At 73.7% G+C, this 14339-nt stretch carries 16 protein-coding genes; 7 read left to right on the top strand and 9 right to left on the bottom strand.

The window, feature by feature from the left end; translation table 11 throughout:
- Window positions 1–68: 68 nt before the first annotated feature.
- Together Dsi01nite_RS03180 and Dsi01nite_RS03175 are read right to left on the bottom strand one after the other, a co-directional pair.
- On the bottom strand, window positions 69–1067 hold the full coding sequence (locus tag Dsi01nite_RS03180) for a LysR family transcriptional regulator (RefSeq protein WP_203844470.1): 999 nt from the start codon (window positions 1065–1067) through the stop codon (window positions 69–71).
- 125 nt (window positions 1068–1192) lie between these two features.
- Window positions 1193–1663, bottom strand: coding sequence for a hypothetical protein (locus Dsi01nite_RS03175; RefSeq protein ID WP_203844469.1), 471 nt, complete (start codon window positions 1661–1663; stop codon window positions 1193–1195).
- A gap of 214 nt (window positions 1664–1877) precedes the next feature.
- Between Dsi01nite_RS03175 and Dsi01nite_RS03170 the strand changes: the two genes are divergently transcribed.
- Window positions 1878–2351, top strand: a complete 474-nt coding sequence (locus Dsi01nite_RS03170; RefSeq protein ID WP_203844468.1) for an amidohydrolase family protein — start codon at window positions 1878–1880, stop codon at window positions 2349–2351.
- Window positions 2344–2622, top strand: coding sequence for a NifU family protein (locus Dsi01nite_RS03165; RefSeq protein WP_203844467.1), 279 nt, complete (start codon window positions 2344–2346; stop codon window positions 2620–2622). The genes Dsi01nite_RS03170 and Dsi01nite_RS03165 overlap by 8 nt, the downstream gene beginning before the upstream one ends.
- On the opposite strand, the gene Dsi01nite_RS03160 is transcribed toward Dsi01nite_RS03165, so the two are convergent.
- From Dsi01nite_RS03160 to Dsi01nite_RS03130, 7 genes are read right to left on the bottom strand one after another with little or no spacing between them, the layout of a single operon-like run.
- Window positions 2619–3542 (bottom strand): quinone oxidoreductase family protein, encoded by a 924-nt coding sequence (locus tag Dsi01nite_RS03160; protein WP_203844466.1) that lies wholly within the window; start codon window positions 3540–3542, stop codon window positions 2619–2621. The two genes, Dsi01nite_RS03165 and Dsi01nite_RS03160, sit on opposite strands and share 4 nt — an antisense overlap.
- The gene (locus Dsi01nite_RS03155) at window positions 3539–4345 is read right to left on the bottom strand and encodes an alpha/beta fold hydrolase (RefSeq protein WP_203844465.1); all 807 of its coding nucleotides are present in this window, start codon (window positions 4343–4345) and stop codon (window positions 3539–3541) included. Before Dsi01nite_RS03155 ends, Dsi01nite_RS03160 begins: the two co-directional genes overlap by 4 nt.
- Window positions 4342–5304, bottom strand: coding sequence for an LLM class flavin-dependent oxidoreductase (locus tag Dsi01nite_RS03150; RefSeq protein WP_203844464.1), 963 nt, complete (start codon window positions 5302–5304; stop codon window positions 4342–4344). Before Dsi01nite_RS03150 ends, Dsi01nite_RS03155 begins: the two co-directional genes overlap by 4 nt.
- A gap of 24 nt (window positions 5305–5328) precedes the next feature.
- The gene (locus Dsi01nite_RS03145; RefSeq protein ID WP_203844463.1) at window positions 5329–6231 is read right to left on the bottom strand and encodes an NAD(P)-dependent oxidoreductase; all 903 of its coding nucleotides are present in this window, start codon (window positions 6229–6231) and stop codon (window positions 5329–5331) included.
- Between the two features lie 2 nt (window positions 6232–6233).
- Entirely contained in the window at window positions 6234–7586 is a 1353-nt protein-coding gene (locus tag Dsi01nite_RS03140; protein WP_203844462.1) for an LLM class flavin-dependent oxidoreductase, read from the bottom strand.
- A complete protein-coding gene (locus tag Dsi01nite_RS03135) occupies window positions 7583–8428 on the bottom strand; it encodes an alpha/beta fold hydrolase (protein ID WP_203844461.1) in 846 nt (281 codons plus the stop codon). Before Dsi01nite_RS03135 ends, Dsi01nite_RS03140 begins: the two co-directional genes overlap by 4 nt.
- A gap of 46 nt (window positions 8429–8474) precedes the next feature.
- Window positions 8475–9008, bottom strand: a complete 534-nt coding sequence (locus tag Dsi01nite_RS03130) for a flavin reductase family protein (protein ID WP_239135647.1) — start codon at window positions 9006–9008, stop codon at window positions 8475–8477.
- Window positions 9009–9189: 181 nt separating this feature from the next.
- Here Dsi01nite_RS03130 and Dsi01nite_RS03125 point away from each other — a divergent pair, with 181 nt between their 5' ends.
- The 5 genes from Dsi01nite_RS03125 (at window position 9190) to Dsi01nite_RS03105 (ending at window position 14292) form a co-directional block, all read left to right on the top strand.
- Window positions 9190–10713 carry a sugar ABC transporter ATP-binding protein gene (locus tag Dsi01nite_RS03125; RefSeq protein WP_203844460.1) on the top strand — a complete coding sequence of 508 codons (1524 nt, stop codon included), beginning with the start codon at window positions 9190–9192 and terminating at the stop codon, window positions 10711–10713.
- A 5-nt stretch (window positions 10714–10718) separates the two neighbouring features.
- Window positions 10719–11774, top strand: coding sequence for an ABC transporter permease (locus Dsi01nite_RS03120; protein ID WP_203844459.1), 1056 nt, complete (start codon window positions 10719–10721; stop codon window positions 11772–11774).
- Between the two features lie 27 nt (window positions 11775–11801).
- Window positions 11802–12836: a sugar ABC transporter substrate-binding protein gene (locus Dsi01nite_RS03115; protein ID WP_203844458.1), complete on the top strand. Its 1035-nt coding sequence runs from the start codon at window positions 11802–11804 to the stop codon at window positions 12834–12836.
- Between the two features lie 112 nt (window positions 12837–12948).
- A complete protein-coding gene (locus Dsi01nite_RS03110) occupies window positions 12949–13341 on the top strand; it encodes a nuclear transport factor 2 family protein (protein ID WP_203844457.1) in 393 nt (130 codons plus the stop codon).
- A 66-nt stretch (window positions 13342–13407) separates the two neighbouring features.
- Window positions 13408–14292 carry an alpha/beta fold hydrolase gene (locus tag Dsi01nite_RS03105; protein WP_203844456.1) on the top strand — a complete coding sequence of 295 codons (885 nt, stop codon included), beginning with the start codon at window positions 13408–13410 and terminating at the stop codon, window positions 14290–14292.
- Window positions 14293–14339 lie beyond the last annotated feature (47 nt).

Genomic DNA, 14339 nt, shown 5'->3' with positions numbered 1-14339 from the left:
TGCTTGGCTCTGTGGCGGCCCCGGCAGCATCGCGCCGCCGCCCCGGTGCCGCTGAGCGCACCGGTCCATCAGGCGGACCGGGCCCCGGTCGCCGCACCCGGTGAGCCGTCGCGGTGCTCGGCCGCACCGTCGCCGTGCTCGCAGCCGAGTGCCGCGAACGCCGCGGCGCCGCCGCGCTCCGTGCGGGCGGCGACCGACCGCAAGGTGGTGAGCAGCTCCCGTCCACCGGGCGGCGGCTGCTCACCTCGCCAGGCCAGGGCCACCCGCGACGGCGCCAGGCCACGCACCGGCACGAACCGCAGCTCCTCACGCGAGTACCCGTCCCGGAACGTGGCCGCCACCAGCAGCACGCCGTGGCCCGCGGCGACGAGCTGCAGGGCCTCCTCCGCGGTGCCGAACGACGGTCCCAGCCGCACCGGGGCGCCGCCCGGGCGCGGCTGCGCCAGCCAGAACTCCCGCCAGTGCCGCGGCGAGCGCTCCGGCACCGCCAGGAAGACCTCGCCGGCCAGGGCGTCCACGTCGACGTGGCACCGCCCGGCGAGCCGGTGGGCCGCGGGCAGGCACACCAGGCGCGGCTCGGCGAAGAACGGCACCACGGTGAGGTCGGTCTCCCGCACCGGCAGCCGGGCCAGCGCGACGTCGACCTGGCCGGAGCGCAGGGACTCCAGCTGGTCCTGCACCTCGACCTGACGCAGCAGCAGGTCCACGCGCGGCATCCGGCGGGCGTAGTCGTCGCGGACGGCCGCGTTGAGGTGCCCGAGACCGTTGCCGACGAAGCCGACGACGAGCCCCCGCCGGCCCGGCCGGGCGCCCGCGGTGGCGATGAGGCGGTCGGCGGCGCGCACCACCTCCTCGGCGACCGGCAGCAGCACGGCGCCCGACTCCGTCAGGCGCATCCCGCGGCTGGAGCGGTGGAACAGCTCCACGCCGAGGTCGTGCTCCAGCCGGCGCAGCTGCTGGCTGAGCGCCGGCTGGGACACGTAGAGCCGGCGCGCGGCGCGGCCGACGTTGAGCTCCTCGGCCACCGCGAGGAAGTACCGCAGCAGCCGGATGTTCGGTTCAACCATCGGGTCTCCCGGCGCGGCCGCGGGCGGTGATAACCGGTGGCCTATCACCGCCCGCGGTCGCAGGTATTGGACCGCTGTCCGCGACCCGGCCGACGATGAGGATGCCGGCGGCCGCGGCGTGGACGTCAGTTCGCGTCGACGGTCAGGACGAAGACGTCGGGGTAGGTGACCTGTTGCACGGTAAGGGTTCCGGTGTGGCCGTTGGTGAGCGGCAGCTGCTGCGGCACGAACCGTTCCAGCGCGCTCTCGTTGATCTCGCCGGTCGCCTCGAAGGTGCCGGCCGGGGTGTACAGGACGTCGGTGCAGGTGCCGTAGTAGTCGGCACCGACCTTGCGGGTGGTGAGGCAGTACGTGCTCACCGAACCCACCGCGGCGCCGCCCTGGGTGAGGCTCAGCGGTCCGGTCGAGCTGAACCAGCTGCCCGCGCCGCGCGGGTCGCAGGTCGGGTCGGCCGGCGTCGGCGTGCACGCCGGCACGAAGATGACGCTTCCCGCCGTCTCGTAGTAGGTGACGTGGGTCGAGGCGTGTGCCGCGGTCGCGGGCAGCAGTGCGGACCCGAGTGCCGCGACGGCTGCCGCGACGAACGCTTTGCGCATGGAACCTCCTGCGATGGCGATGACCCGGCGGCTCGCCGGGCGTGCCGTCATCGTGCGCGGCGGCCCGCACCCGGGCCGAGCCGTTCGGTCCATACCGTGAACCATGTCCATGTCCCGATGAATGCGAGGACCTCGTGCAGCAGCCACCGAAAGCGTTGAGCCGCCGGCGACTTCTCCTGGCCGCCGGGCTCACCGGCGGCGGAGGACGACCGCGGTGATCGACGACCTTTTCGTCTTCGACTCGGTGGTGCACCTGCACGCGATGAGCGACGACGACCTGGCCCCCGGCCCGGTCAACGCCCGGCACGCCCGCGACCTGGTCGTCGGCGTCGGCGACGCGCTGCGGCCGCTGCACGGTGTCACCACCGACTGGGCCGGGCGCACCGGCGTCGAGGAGATGTACGACCTGGTGTTCGTCCGGTCGCCGGTCGACATGGCGATGGCCCAGACCGTCCCGGTGTTCGACTGGTTCGTCGACTTCTGGGCGCCGGTCCGGCGCAACTACGACTTCGCCGCCGCCTATCCCGACCGGGTGCTGTTCTGCGGCGGTGTCGACCCGATGCACCGCGGCGTCGACTTCGCGCTGGACAGCATGCGCGAGCAGGCCGAGGACCTCGGCGCCAGGTCGTTCAAGTTCTACCTGGGCATCGACATCGCGGCGAAACGGCGGGAGCTCTACGGTGACTGACGCACTGGCCGGCGCGGTGGCGGCGGTGAACCGGCGCCTCGCGGCGCACGCGGGCGCGGTCGAGGTCACCGCCGCCGGCGAGGACGGGGTGACGGTGCGGTTCACCGGGATGTGCACCGGGTGCGCGTTCCGGCCGACCACCTTCGGCGCGCTCGTCGCGCCGCTGCTGTCGGCCGTGCCCGGCGTGCGGGAGATGCGGGCCGAGGGCGTGCGGGTCTCCCCGCACGCCGCCCGGCGGATGGCCGCGCTGCTCGGGCCGGAAGGTGCCTAGGGCAGCAGGACCAGGCGGCCGTGGATCTCGCCCGCGGCGAGGGCCCGCATGGCCGGCGCAACGTCGGCGAGGGGGAACTCGGTGACCGGCAGGCGCAGGTCGCCGCGGCTGAGGCGCTCCAGCAGCCCCCGGGCCGCCGCGCGGGCGCTGACCTGCCGCCGGAGCATGTTCACCGGCAGCAGCGTGACGTCGCGCTGGATGAGGTCCTGGGACAGGTCCAGCTCCAGCCGGGTGCCGGACACGTAGCCGACGAGCACCGCCCGGCCGCCGGGCACCACGTGCCGCAGGATCGCCGGCAGGTCCGGGCCGCCCATCGTGTCGATGAGCAGGTCGACGTCGCCGGGGTCGGTGCCGATCACCGCCCGGCCCGGCGGGGGCACCTGAGCGGCGCGGCCGGCGTCGCTCACCAGCCCGGTGATGGAGGCGGCACCGGCGGCCGCGGCCAGCTGCACGACGACGGCGCCGACCGAGCCGGCGGCGCCGGTGACGGCGACCCGCTCACCGGCCCGCAGCCCGGCCACGTCGGTCAGGGCCACGTGGGCGGTGGTGACGGCGGTGAAGAAGCAGGCGGCCAGCCTCGGGTCGCAGCCGTCCGGCATCGGGTGCACGGCGTCGTCGGGCACGGCCACGAGCTCGGCCCAGGTCCCGGCGCGGCTCACGCCGAGCCCGCCGCCACGCACCCAGACCGCGGTGCCGGCCGGGTGCCGCCCCGACGACACGACCACGCCGGCACCCTCGACGCCGGGCACGTAGGGCAGCGGCGGCGGGTCGAGGAAGTCACCGGCGATGATGGTGCGGTCGAGGTGCCCGGCGGCCGCGGCGGTGATGCGCACCAGCGTCTCCCCCGCCGCGGGATCGGGGTCGGCGACCTCGTCGAGCACCGGGTCGGCGCCGAACGCGTGCAGCCGGACGGCCTTCATGCGAGCTCCTCAGCGTTGGGGGTGGGCAGGAAGCCGAGCACCGCCGCGGCGAACTCGGCCGGCATCTGGTCGGGCAGCGGCACGCCGCCGCCGGCGAGCACGACGCACGCGGCGGCCGGCAGGGCGGCGCGCATCCGCTCCAGGTCCACGAACGCGTACGGGTCGGCGTCGGCCCCGATGAGCAGCGTCCGGGCGCGCACCGCGGGGAGGCGCTCCTCCATGCGGTACCGGGAGACGGCCCGGTGGCCGTCCTCGAGCGAGGAGGCCGCGAGCGCGTCGCGCACGAACCTCGCCAGCAGGTCGGGCCGCCCGGCGGGGTAGAACGCCTGCCGGCGCTGCCACAGCTGCGCCAGGTGGGCGCCGTCGGGACTCAGCGGCCCGTCGTCGATCGGGGGCCGGCCGGCCCGCGCGGCCCGGGCCTCCGCGTCCAGGTAGGGCGTGGAGGACAGCACCAGCCGGTCGACCCGGTCCGGCCACCGGGCGGCCACCTCGACGGCGACGACGCCGCCGGTGTGGTGACCGACCAGGTGCACGCGGTCGAGGCCGAGGGCGTCGAGCAGGGCCGTGACGCCGTCGGCGTAGTCCTCGATCGTCGCCGCCGCCGGCGGTGCCGCCGAGCGGCCGAAGCCGCGGGTGTCCATGGCGATGGCGCGGAACCCGGCGCCGGCGAGGATCGGCAGCACGTCGCGGTACTCGTCGTGGGAGCGGGGCGTCTGGTGCAGCAGCAGCACCGCCGGGCCCGCGCCGCTCTCCGCGTAGTGCAGCTGCCCGTGGACGGTCGGGCAGTACCCGTAGGACGTCATGCGCGCGCCGGCGCGCCGGCGCCGACGACGACGCCGTTGGTGCCGGGCACGGTCGCGGCCGGGTCGAAGGCCGGCGGCACGGCCGGCGGGCGCGGCTCGCCGCGGGGCGGGTCGGGCAGGCCGGGCACCCGCTCGGCCAGCCAGTCCAGCTCGGCGACGTCGCTGCCGCACGGGAAGAAGATCAGCTCGTCGGCGCCCTGGTCGCGGTACTGCTCGACGGCCGCACGGATCCCGTCGTCGCCGCGCGCGATGCCGCTGTTGACGAACGCGGGCGGGCCACCCTGCCACAGGTAGGAGCGCAGGAAGTCGCTGGCGGCGTCCTCGACGTCGGTGCTCGACGCATACCAGCACGACGCGACCAGCCGGGGGCGGCCGGGCCGGCCGGCCGCCCGCCAGGCGAGCGTGCACGCGAACGCCTCGGCGCCGAAGATCTCTGGGGTGAGCCCGCCGCCGAGGTAGCCGTCGCCGTGCCGGGTCAGCCGCCGCAGGGCCGGCGCCGACGCCCCGCCGACGAGGATCTCAACGGCGCCGAGCGCCGGGCCGAGCTGCTGCTCGTCGGTGTGCCCGCGCAGGCCGTCGAGGGTCTCCAGGTGCTCGTCGAGGATGGTGCCGCGCCGCGACCACGGCACGCCCGCGCACTCGTAGTCCTGGGCCCGCCCGCCGATGCCGACGCCGAGCGTGAGCCGGCCCGGCGCGTAGGCGGCGACGGTCGCGACCTCCTTCGCCCAGAGCACGCCCGGACGCAGCGGCGCCAGGGCGATGCCGGCCACGATCCGGACCCGCTCGGTCACCGCGGCGACCGCGGCGAGGGTGGTGAGCTGTTCGAGGTTGCCGTACCGCAACCGGTCGGCGACCGCGACGGAGGAGAACGGGCCGCGGTCGGCCTGCCTCGCCCAGTCGAGCACCGTGCGGCCGGTGACTCCCGGCACCCCGCTGGGGACGTAGACGCCTATCTCCATGTGCGTGTCCTTCGATCGAGAGCGTTAGTAGCCGGCCTCGCGCCGGTGATCCAACGGTTCGCCGGCCGCGTAGCGGCGCAGCTGCGCGCCGACCAGCCGAGCCGCCCGCTGCCGCCAGCGGCTGACCGAGCCGGCGGTGTGCGGGGTGACGAGCACCCCGGGCTCGGCCCAGAGCGGATGACCGGCCGGGAGCGGCTCGGGGTCGGTGACGTCGAGCGCGGCCCGGACGTGACCGGCCCGGACCGCGGCCAGCAGCGCCGCGGTGTCGACGAGACCACCGCGGGCGGCGTTGACCAGCAGCGCCCCGGGTCGCATCCGGGCGAGGAAGGCGGCGTCGACGAGGCCCGTGGTCTGTGCCGTCTGCGGGACGAGCAGCACGACGACGTCCGCCGCCGGCAGCAGCGCGGGCAGGTCGGCGAGGGTGTCCGGGCCGCCGCGCCGGACCCCGACGACGTGCGCGCCGAAGGGGGTCAGCCGCGCGTGCAGGGCGCGGCCGATCGAGCCGTAGCCGACCACGAGGACGGTCGCGTCCGCCAGGTCGTCGGTGCCCGCGGCGGCGGAGAAGGCGGTGTTCGCGGCGCCGTCCCAGTCGCTGCGGCGGGCGAAGTCGACCAGCCGCCGGCGCATCGCGAGGATCACCCCGACGATCCACTCGGCGACGGGCCCGCTGTGCACGTCGCCGGAGTTGCACAGCGTGACTCCCGCCGGCAGCGCCGGCACCCAGTCGATCCCGGCGTTGAGGGTCTGCACCAGGCGCAGCCCGGTCAGCTCGGGCAGCCGGGCGGCGAAGTCGCCGCGCTGCGGCGGGGCCAGCACGACGACCTCGACCCCGGCCGGGTCGCCGGTGCCGAAGCCGGCCGGCCGGACGGTCTCCGGCAGCGGGCCGAGGTCGGCCGGCGCGAGGTCCGGCGGGAGCCATACGAGCATGGTCAGTCCTGTCCAAGGGATGGTCCGAGGGCCTGTCCGAGGGTCTCGGCGAGGACCTCCGGGATGTGGCCGGTGCGCGCCGGCAGGTCCTTGCCGTTGTCCAGGCGCAGCACCGGCTCGATCGGGGGCCGGCCGACCGTGGCGGCGTGCTCGGACACCGTCGTCGCGCCGGCGGGCCGGGTGTCGGCCCACACCGGCCGGCCCTGCTCGCGGAAGTGCGGCATGACCTCCTCGGCCATGATCTGCATGTTCTTCATGACCATCCAGTGCGGCATCGAACCGAGGTGGCCCCCGGCACTGATCATCGCACCCAGACCGTACTGTTCCTGCTGCTCCGCGTACTTCTCCGCGACGGTCTGCGGTGAGCCGACGATGATGTACCCGAGGTCGATCAGCTCGTCGTAGCTGAGGTTCCAGAAGTCCTTCACGCCGGCCGCCATCCGGCCCTTCATCCCGCGCAGGAAGGACTCCGCGGTGTTGTAGCCGGGGGGCATCAGGTGGTGCATGGGGATGCGCAGCCCGGTCCGGAAGAACCACATGACGTGCGGCATGAACTCGCGGCGGGCCTGGGCGTCGGTCTCCGCCACGTAGGTCGGCACGACCCGGGCCAGCTGCGTGGGCGCGGCCTCGTAGCCGTACTTCTCCTCGCACACCCGCCGGTAGGTCTCGAACGACTTCTTCGTCACGTGGTTCGACGTCGTCGTCTGCATGTAGGGGATGCGCCGCCTCGCGGCCTCGTCGATCGTGTCGGCCGACCCGGTGCCCGGCAGCCAGATCGGCGGGTGCGGCCGCTGCAGCGGCTTGGGCCAGATGTTGGCGTGCTCGATGTCGTAGTGCTCGCCCTGCCAGGTGAACGGGCCGTCGCTGGTCCACGCCTTGAGGATCAGGTCGTGCGCCTCCCAGAACCGGGCCTTGGACACCGTCGGGTTCTGGCCGGACGAGTGGTACTCCGCACCCATGCCGCGCACGTGCCCGGAGATGATCCGCCCGCCGGAGATGATGTCGACCATCGCGATCTCCTCCGCGACCCGCAGCGGGTTGAGGTGGAGCGGGAGCGCGTTGCCGACGATGCCGATGCGGATGCGGCTGGTCCGGGCGGCGAGATAGGCGGCCCAGACGTTCGGCGCCGCGATGGTGCCGAAGGCGTTCTGGTGGTGCTCGTTGACGATGATGCCGTCGTAGCCCAGCCGCTCGCAGGAGACGAGCTGGTCCATGTACTCCAGGTAGAGCTTGTGGGCGGTGCGGGCGTCGAAGTGCGTGTTGGGCAGCGTGACCCAGGTCGACTCCAGGTCCTCGCCGGGCGGGATGAACGGGTAGGGCATCAAGTGGAACATGTAGAACTCGAGACGGTTCACGACTGGTGCTCCTCGACGGGGGCAGGGGCGGGGATGACGGCGTCGGCGGTGGCCTTCGGCGCCTGCAGGAGCAGCGCGTGGCCGATGCCGGCGACCGTGACGAGGTCGGCGCCGAGCAGTTCGGCCCACCGCCGCGGATGGCCGGCCGGCACGATCCGGTCCAGCTCGCCGGTCACCACCCGGGCCGGCAGTCCCCGCTCCCGCAGCCAGGGCAGCCGCCACTCGAGGGCCAGGTCGTAGCGGCGGGTCCAGATCAGCGCCCCGGCCGCGCCGAGCTCGCCGTAGCGGTGCGCGAACTCCTCGACGCCGCCGAGGTCGGCGGTGCCGACGCCGGGGACACAGTCGTCGAAGCCGTCGGCCGCGGCGTTGAAGTAGCGATCGGCGTAGTCGGCCGGGTTCATGGCGAAGATGTCGGCGATCGGCTGCTCGGGCACCCGCAGGCCGAACGGGGCGAGCAGGCTCAGCCGGGCCACCCGCTCCGGGAAGTGGCAGGCGAGGTCGGCGGCGATCCAGCCGCCGAGGCCGTAGCCGGCGACGTGGACCCTGTCCGTGCCGAGGGCGTCGAGCAGGTCGCGCAGGAACAGCACCAGGTCGGTGCGGTCGCGGATCCACGGGGCGGCCGGCGTGGCGCCGAATCCCGGCAGCTCCGGCGCGATGACGTCGGCCCGCTCGCTGAGCTGCTCGTGGAACGGCAGCCAGCGCCGGGTGAGCCAGTGCCCGTGCAGAAACAGCGTCGGCGGCCCGGTCCCGGCCCGCCGGTAGGCGACCGGGACACCGTGCACGTCGACGGTCCGGGGCTCGGTGTGCCAGCGGGGCGGCACCGGGGTGGTCGTGGTGGACATGGCTCTCCTTGCGGGGTGGCTGAGCGGATGGCCCGGCGGACCGATGTCAGGCGGCTTCCGTGAGGGCGCTGAGGCGGCCCCGGTGGAAGACGAGCGGCGCGCCGCCGTCGCGGTCCTCGGCCCGGAGCACCTCGGCGACCACGATGAGGTGGTCGCCGCCGGGGTGGATGGCGGTGGTGACGCAGTCGAGCCAGGCGACGGCCTCGTGCAGCACCGGCTGGCCGGAGTGGTTGGCGCTCCAGCCGACCCCGTTGAACCGGTCGGCGCCCCGGCGGGCGAAGGTGCGGCACACCTCCTGCTGCCCGGCACCGAGGACGCTGACCGCGAAGCGGCCCGCCCGGCGCACGTGCGGCCAGGTCGTGGAGGCCCGGTCGACGCAGAAGAGCACCAGCATCGGGTCGAGCGAGAGCGACGTGAACGAGTTCACCGCCATGCCGTGCGGCTCGCCGTCGACGGTGGTCGCGAGGACCACGACGCCGGTCGGGTAGCGGCCCATCACGCGCTTGAACTGTTCGATGCGCAGCACCGCGGCGGCATCCGGGGCGGCCCGGTCGGGGACTACGCCGATCAAGTCAGTCATCTTGATGCTTTCGTGACGGCCGTCAGGACATAGTGAGACGCTAACAGCCCCGCCCCCGGTACACAACGATTCTCTGACGACCGTCACGAGTCCTTGAGTCAGCGGCGGTGGCATGGTACGAACGACGCACGTTCTCGTGACGAGCGTCACGCAAAGACACAACCGGCTCGGAAGGCAGCATATGGACCAGAGCTCCGACGGGGAGACCGTGCTGCTGCCGCTGGTGGCGCCGGCCCCGGTCGTCGTGGCCGCCGGCATCGGCAAGCAGTTCGGCGCGGTACGCGCCCTGGACGGGGCCGACCTCACCGTCGTCCCCGGGGAGATCGTCGCCCTCGCGGGCGAGAACGGCTCGGGCAAGTCGACCCTCGCCCGGATCCTGGCCGGGGCCGTGCGCCCCGACACCGGCCGGCTGACCGTCGGCGGCCGGCCGGCGCGCTTCGGCAGCCCCCGCGACGCGCTGCGGGCCGGCATCGCCATGGTCACCCAGGAGCTCACCTGCGTGCCGGCGATGAGCGTCGCGGAGAACGTCGTGCTGCCGCGCTTCACCCGGCCGGCCGCCCTCGCCCGGCGCCGCGACGCGGTCGCGGCGGCCACCCCGCACCTGCGCAGGGTCGGCCTCGACCTGGACCCGCTGACCCCGTTCAGCGCGCTGCGCCAGGGCGACCGGGAGCTCGTCGAGGTCGCCAAGGCGATCGCCACCCGCCCGCGGGTGCTGATCCTGGACGAGGCGACCACCCGGCTGCCGAACCCGGAGCGGCTGTTCACCATCGTCACCGCGCTCGCCGACGAGGGCGTGGCGACCGTCTTCATCACCCACCGGCTGCGGGAGATCCGCCGGCTCGCGCACCGGGCCGTCGTCCTGCGCGACGGCCGCCTGGTGGCCGAGCTCGGCCGCGACGAGCTGGACGACGAGCGGATCAGCTCGGCCATGGTGGGCCGGTCCCTGCGCGACCTCTACGCCAAACCGAAGGTCCGCGTCGGCCGGCCGGCACTGGTCGTGTCGAGCCTGGTCAACGACCGCACCCCGGCGCCGGTCGACCTCACCGTGCACGCCGGTGAGGTGGTCGGCCTCGCCGGCCTGGTCGGCGCCGGCCGCTCCGAGCTGCTGGAGTCCATCGCCGGCGTCCGGCCCCGGGAGCAGGGGTTCGTCACGGTCGCGGGCACCGAGGTCGAGTCCGGCTCGCCGAGGTCGGCGATGCGGGCCGGCATCGGGTTCGTGCCCGAGGACCGGCGTGCCCAGGGCCTGCACCTGGACGCCGGCATCGCCGACAACCTGGCGATCGTCTGGCTCTCCACGTTCGGGCGCACCGACCGGCACCTCCGCGACCTGCGGGCCAACCGGGCGGTCAACCGGTTCAAGATCCGCTGCCGGGACATCGAGGCGCCGGTAAGTCACCTCTCCGGCGGCAACCAGCAGAAGGTGCTGCTGGCCAAGGCGGTGGCCCGGCACCCGCGGATCCTGCTGCTCGACGAGCCGACCCGCGGCGTCGACGTCGGCGCCAAGCACGAGATCTACACCTTCATCGGCGAGCTCGTCACCGGCGGGATCGGGGTGCTCATCGCCTCCTCCGACCTGCTCGAACTGATCGGCCTGTGCGACCGGGTGCTGGTCCTGCACGACGGTGCCGTCGCCGGTGAACTGCCCCGCTCCCGCGCCACCGAAGAGCGGATCGCGTTGCTGTCCGCCGGGGGAAAGGTGACCTGACCCAGATGACCGTCCACCACACCGACGCACCACGGTCCCACCAGGCCAGCGACCCGGGCGAGAACAACCGGCTGCCCCGGCCGACCGGCAAACAGCTGGCCCGGCTGCGGCAGGCGATCGCCTCCTACGCCGGCGTCGGCTCCGTCCTGCTGCTGCTCGTCGTCGTCCTGCGCGTCACCCAGCCGTACTTCGGCACGATGAGCAACCTGCTGCTCGTCCTGGAGACCAACGCGGTGCTGCTCGTGCTCGCCGTCGGCATGACCTTCGTGCTGCTGACCGGCGGCGTCGACCTGTCCGTCGGCGGCACCGTCGTGCTGACGACCATGCTGTTCGGCCGGCTCGTCACCGACGCCGGGTTGTCGCCGTGGCTCGCGGTGCCCGTCGTCGTCGTCCTCGGCACGGCGCTCGGCCTGCTCGTCAACGGCGGGCTGATCGCGGGGCTGGGCCTCAACTTCTTCGTCGTCACGATCGGCACCTCCTACGTCTTCACCAACCTCGGCAAGCTGCTCACCGACCGCGGCAACACGATCAGCCTCTACGGCGACGAGACCATCCGGCGGATGGGCGAGGCCTCCGTGTTCGGCGTGCCCGCGCAGGTCCTCGTCGCGCTGGGCGTCTTCCTCGTCGGGACGCTGGTGCTGCGGTACACCGGATACGGCCGCATGATCTACGCCGTCGGCGGCAACCCGGAGGCGGCCCGGCTCGCGGGCATCAACGTGAGCGCGGTCCGCGCCTCCGTCTACGCGATCACGGCGGCGATGTCGGCCGTGGCCGGGGTGATGCTGTCGATCCGGCTCAGCGCGGCGTCGCCGAGCGCGGCCGTCGGCATCGAGCTGACCGTGGCCGCCGCCGTGCTGCTCGGCGGCACGAGCTTCATGGGCGGCGTCGGCACGATGCTCGGCACGCTGCTCGGCACGCTGTTCCTCGGCGTGCTCGACAACGGCCTCGGCTCCGCCGGCATCTCACCGTTCTGGGAGGGCGTCGCCACCGGCGTCGTGCTGGTCCTCGCGGTGCTCGCCGATCTGCTGCGCAAACGCCGCAGCCGCACCACCACCACCTGATCCCGGACCACCCCCAGAGGAGCCCACGTGCGAACCAGTCGCCGAACCCTGCTCGCCATCGGCCTGGCCCTCGCGGCCGGTGCCGCCGGCTGCGCCGCGGAACCCGTCAGTCCGTCCGGCACCGCCTCCAGCGGCGCCGGCGCGAAGAAGCTCATCGTCGGATACTCCGTGGCCATCGCCCGCGAACCCACCTTCGAAGCGATGATCAAGACCGTCGAGAAGCACGTGAAGGACCGCGGCGGCGAGGTCTACGTCGCCGACGCCAACTTCAACCCCAACCAGCAGCTCTCCGACATCGACAGCCTCATCCAGCGCGGCGTCAACGTCCTGCTGGTCGCGCCGATCGACACCAACGGCCTGCAGCCGGCCTTCCAGCGCGCCCGGGACAAGAAGATCCCGATCATCGTGCAGGAGGGCAAGAGCAACAGCGGCGAGTACTTCGTCAACCTCGTCACCGACAACTTCGAGGCGTCGCAGGCCGCGGCGAAGTATCTCGCCGAGAACGGCGGCGGCCCGGCGGTCGCCATCCAGGGCGAGCAGATCGCCGACCTCCTGATCACCCGCAAGCAGGGCTTCGACGACGGCGCCAAGGCCGCCGGGATGCAGGTGCTCGACACCAAGTTCATGACGCAGAACACCGACGCGGAGGCCCGCGGTTTCGCCGAGCAGTTCAAGCAGCGCCACGGCGGCTCGGTCCACGGGCTCTTCGCCTGGAACACCCTCGCCGCCGTCGGGGCGGTGAGCGCCCTCGGCGGCAGCTTCAACCCGAAGGTCGTCAGCCTCAACGCCAACCCGGTCGAGGTCGAGTTCGTCAAGGGCGGCAAGCTCCTCGCGACCTGGAGCGTCGTGCCGGTCGCCTACGCGAAGATGATGGTCCAGCTCGCGCAGCAGGCCGTCGACGGCCAACCGGCGCCCGCCAAGGAAATCCACGTCACCATGCCGCGCATCGACAAGTCCAACGTCGACAAGTGGGTGCCGTGGGACCAGCAGATCGCCCAGCCCCTCGACGTGAAGTTCGAGACCCGCGACGGCAAGACCTACCTCAAGACCGACGCCCTGTAGCCGCCGACCGGCCGGCACCCGGCGCGCGCCCGCCCCCGGCCGGCGCGCGCCGCGGTCCGCTGGGCGGACCGACCGGCGTGCCGGTCCGGCCGGTGCCCGGCACGCTGCGCCGATGGAACATCCGAACGCGGACCTCGTCCGGCGGGCCTTCGCGGCCTTCGAGTCCGGCGACCTGGCCACGATCCGGGCGCTGTTCGCCGCCGACATCGTCTGGCGGGTCGGCGGGCACGGCCCGGCGTCGGGCGAGACCGTGGGCCTCGACGCGGTGCTGGCCAACTTCCAGCAGATCATGACCTGGACCGCCGGCGACTACGCGGCCCACCCGGTCGACTTCCTGGGCAGCGACCGGCACGCCGTCGCGCTCACCCGCGCGCGGGCGAGCCGGCCGGACGGCCGGACGCTCGACGTGGCCCAGGCGGTGGTCTTCGAGGTCGCCGGCGGCCGCCTCGTCAGCTGCCAGCACATGGCCTACGACGAGGCCGCCTGGGACGCCTTCTTCGAGTGAACCGGGGGGTCCGGCCACCGGACCGAGTTCGTGTCCCGGCCCGGCCCACCTCGCCACCATGACGGCATGGACAGTCAGCCCGCGCCACCCGGTCGCTTCGTCGACGCCGACGGGACCCGATTCCACTACCACGACCTGGGCGACGGCACGCCGACGGTGTTCCTGCACGGGGGCGGCCCTGGCTGCACCGCCTGGAGCGACTTCGGGCCCGTCGCCCCGCTGTTCGCCGCGCAGCGCCGTTGCCTGCTGGTGGACCTGCTGCAGTACGGCCGCTCCGACATGAGCCGGATCACCGGGCCGATGTGGGACCACCACGCGACGAAGACGGTCGCGCTTCTGGACGCTCTGGATATCGCGCGCGCCGACTTCGTGTGCAACTCGTGGGGCGGCACGATCGCGCTGTGCCTGGCGGCGAACTATCCCGAGCGGGTCCGCTCGCTCGTCGTCACCGGCTCCATGCCGGTCTTCTACGGACCGACCGCGCCGCTGCCGGAGCGTGGCCGTCGCGGCCGCAACGCCCGCAACGCCTACTACGGTGAGGGCGGACCGACCTGGGACAAGATGCGGCACCTCATCGCGAGCCTGGAATGGTTCGACCCCGACGCGGTGCCGGACGGGACCGTCACGATGCGGTATGAGCAGAGCCTCGACCCTCGGGAGCGCGAGCTGGCCGGTGCCAGCGACGAGCCGCGCGGCGAATGGCAGGACCTGACCGCGGAGCTCGGCCGGATCCAGGCTCCGGTGCTGTTCTGCTGGGGGATGCACGACGCGTTCCTCACGCCGGACTACCCGCTGATGCTGGCGAGGATGGTCCCGCGCGGCAATGTGCACGTGATGGACCGCGCCGCCCACCACCTGCAGGAGGAGCGGCCGGCCCAGTTCCACCGGATCGTGTCGGGATTCCTCGACTGCGACCACGACGACTTCGACCACGATGCGGGGCGGCGATGACCGGGGAGTCGGCGCACCCGGCCAAGCGGGTCCGCCGGCTGGATCGG

The organism is Dactylosporangium siamense (assembly GCF_016862795.1).
In the GTDB taxonomy this organism is placed as follows: Bacteria; Actinomycetota; Actinomycetes; order Mycobacteriales; family Micromonosporaceae; genus Dactylosporangium; species Dactylosporangium siamense.
This window is presented reverse-complemented; position numbering and strand designations above follow the sequence as displayed.